Annotated in this window: 4 protein-coding genes; all 4 read left to right on the top strand. The window is 64.1% G+C overall.

Going from position 1 to position 1,944, the window contains the following annotated elements; translation table 11 throughout:
• The first annotated feature begins 15 nt into the window (after nucleotides 1-15).
• A complete protein-coding gene (locus MJ783_RS16310; RefSeq protein WP_255724420.1) occupies nucleotides 16-228 on the top strand; it encodes an RsmD family RNA methyltransferase in 213 nt (70 codons plus the stop codon).
• Entirely contained in the window at nucleotides 225-701 is a 477-nt protein-coding gene (gene coaD, locus MJ783_RS16305) for a pantetheine-phosphate adenylyltransferase (protein WP_239311303.1), read from the top strand. Before MJ783_RS16310 ends, coaD begins: the two co-directional genes overlap by 4 nt.
• Before the next feature lie 380 nt (nucleotides 702-1,081).
• Nucleotides 1,082-1,666 (top strand): DUF177 domain-containing protein, encoded by a 585-nt coding sequence (locus MJ783_RS16300; protein ID WP_239311302.1) that lies wholly within the window; start codon nucleotides 1,082-1,084, stop codon nucleotides 1,664-1,666.
• The gene (rpmF, locus tag MJ783_RS16295; protein WP_239311301.1) at nucleotides 1,666-1,836 is read left to right on the top strand and encodes a 50S ribosomal protein L32; all 171 of its coding nucleotides are present in this window, start codon (nucleotides 1,666-1,668) and stop codon (nucleotides 1,834-1,836) included. The genes MJ783_RS16300 and rpmF overlap by 1 nt, the downstream gene beginning before the upstream one ends.
• The last annotated feature ends 108 nt before the right edge of the window (nucleotides 1,837-1,944 follow it).

Below are 1,944 nucleotides of genomic sequence, written 5' to 3'. Positions count from 1 at the left end.
GGGCATGCTTTTGACGTGGTGTTTCTGGACCCTCCGTATAATGCGTCTAACGTAGAGTTGACAGCCGTGCTCACTCGCCTGCTTGCCCATTCCTGGCTGTGTCCAGATGGTATATGTGTTGTGGAGCGATCGCGGCGCGGTGGGCAGTTCGACTGGCCAGATGGTCTTGTTGCGATACGTAATCGGACGTATGGCGAGGCGACGCTCTGGTACGGTTTCGGATCATGAGAAAGGCTGTCTGTCCTGGTTCCTTCGACCCGGTCACCAACGGTCACCTTGATATCATCGGCCGTGCCAGCCGGCTCTTCGACGAGGTTGTCGTGGCTGTGCTCATCAACAAGAGCAAGGCCAACCTCTTCACCGTGGACGAGCGGATCGAACTGATCCGTGAGGCGGCGCGCGAGCATTCCAACGTGCTGGTCGAGTCCTCTCATGGCCTGCTTGTCGACTTTTGCCGGGCCCGTGGCATCCAGGCCATCGTCAAGGGCCTGCGCGCGGTCAGTGACTTCGACTACGAACTGCAGATGGCCCAGATGAACCATTCGCTCGCGGGCGTCGAAACCCTGTTCATGAGCACGAACCCGCAGTACGCCTTTCTGTCGTCAAGCCTGGTCAAGGAGGTCGCCACCTACGGCGGGGACGTCTCCGGGCTGGTGCCGGATCTTGTACTCAAGCAGTTGCGGGAGCGTCTCGCCCAGTAGCGCGATAACGGTAGTGGGCGAACGGTGGCGCGATAGCTGAACCACTGAACCACTGGCCGCGTTCGCGGGACGCGGCCAAGGCCGCCCGGCCGGAGCCCGGCGCCCGCGTCGCCGGGAAGCTCGCGGCCTTCGAGGGGCGCCGCCCAGAGGTCTCGCCTCGCTCCCTGTAGCCGAGCGTGGTCGGTCCCGCCGGTTGGCGAGGAGTCACGACGGCCGCACCGCCGCCAGCCTGGACGATCGGATAAGCTTGCGGTCTGCGTCCGGAGCGGCGGGTGGGGCAGCCATCCGAACCTGAGCTGAGTCCGGGCCGAGTCTGTCGTTTTGTGATGTTCGAGAGTTGTGAATCCAGTATTTTCGTGGCAAGGACAGGCACTCCACCCATGACCGGGCCGTCATCCCATCGCCGGAGCCCTCGTGGCCCGCTCGTACTTGACATTCGCGAGCTGGGCCGTCGCGCGGGTTCCATGAAGCATGTCGTGACACAGGTTCCCGCGCCGGCGGAGCTGGGAAACGAAATGATCAAGGTTTCGCCGGGCGCGCTTATTGAGCTGGCTGTGCGGCTGGAATCCGTGATGGAAGGCGTGCTGGTCAGCGGCACGGCGTCCACGCCGTTGGCGGGCGAGTGCTCGCGTTGTCTCGACCCCTTCGAGGACGAGGCGGCGGTTGACATCCGGGAGCTGTTCTACTATCCCGACCGGGTCGTGGGCGACGTCGATGACGACGACTGTCCGCAGATCGTGAACGACCATATTGATCTGCTTCCGGCGCTGCGTGACGCGTTGGTGCTCAACCTGCCGCTGTCACCCTGCTGCCGGCCGGACTGTGCGGGTCTGTGCGTCGACTGCGGCGCGCGACTGGACGACCTTGAGCCTGGCCATACCCATGAACAGGTCGACCCCAGGTGGGCGGCACTTCCATCGCTGGTCGAGAATTCAGCATTGATCGATAACAAGGAGAAGGACTAGTGGCCGTCCCGAAGCGCCGGACCTCGCGTAGTAACACCCGCTCTCGGCGGGCTCAGTGGAAGGCAACGACCCCCGCTCTGGCCAAGTGCCCACGCGGCCACGTGGTCCGGCCGCACACGGTCTGCCCGACCTGCGGTCGTTACAACGATCGACAGGTCATCGACGTCTAAGAGCGCCCGGTAATAGGGGTGTGGATCAAGGAGCGGGGCTGGGGTGTGTGCGGCGCAAGGCGGAGAAGGGAGCCACCCTGGTGCTGGGTGGCGACCGACGAGCCGGGG

The organism is Protofrankia sp. Cj3, from assembly GCF_917627355.1.
Taxonomy (GTDB): domain Bacteria; phylum Actinomycetota; class Actinomycetes; order Frankiales; family Frankiaceae; genus Protofrankia.
The sequence above is the reverse complement of the archived record's forward strand: the minus strand, read 5'-3'. Positions and strand labels throughout refer to the sequence as shown.

What these genes read in the sequence shown, in the direction of transcription:
- coaD (WP_239311303.1), top strand. Translation starts at nt 225, where the DNA reads ATGAGAAAGGCTGTCTGTCCTGGTTCCTTCGACCCGGTCACCAACGGT.
- MJ783_RS16300 (WP_239311302.1), top strand. Translation starts at nt 1,082, where the DNA reads ATGACCGGGCCGTCATCCCATCGCCGGAGCCCTCGTGGCCCGCTCGTA.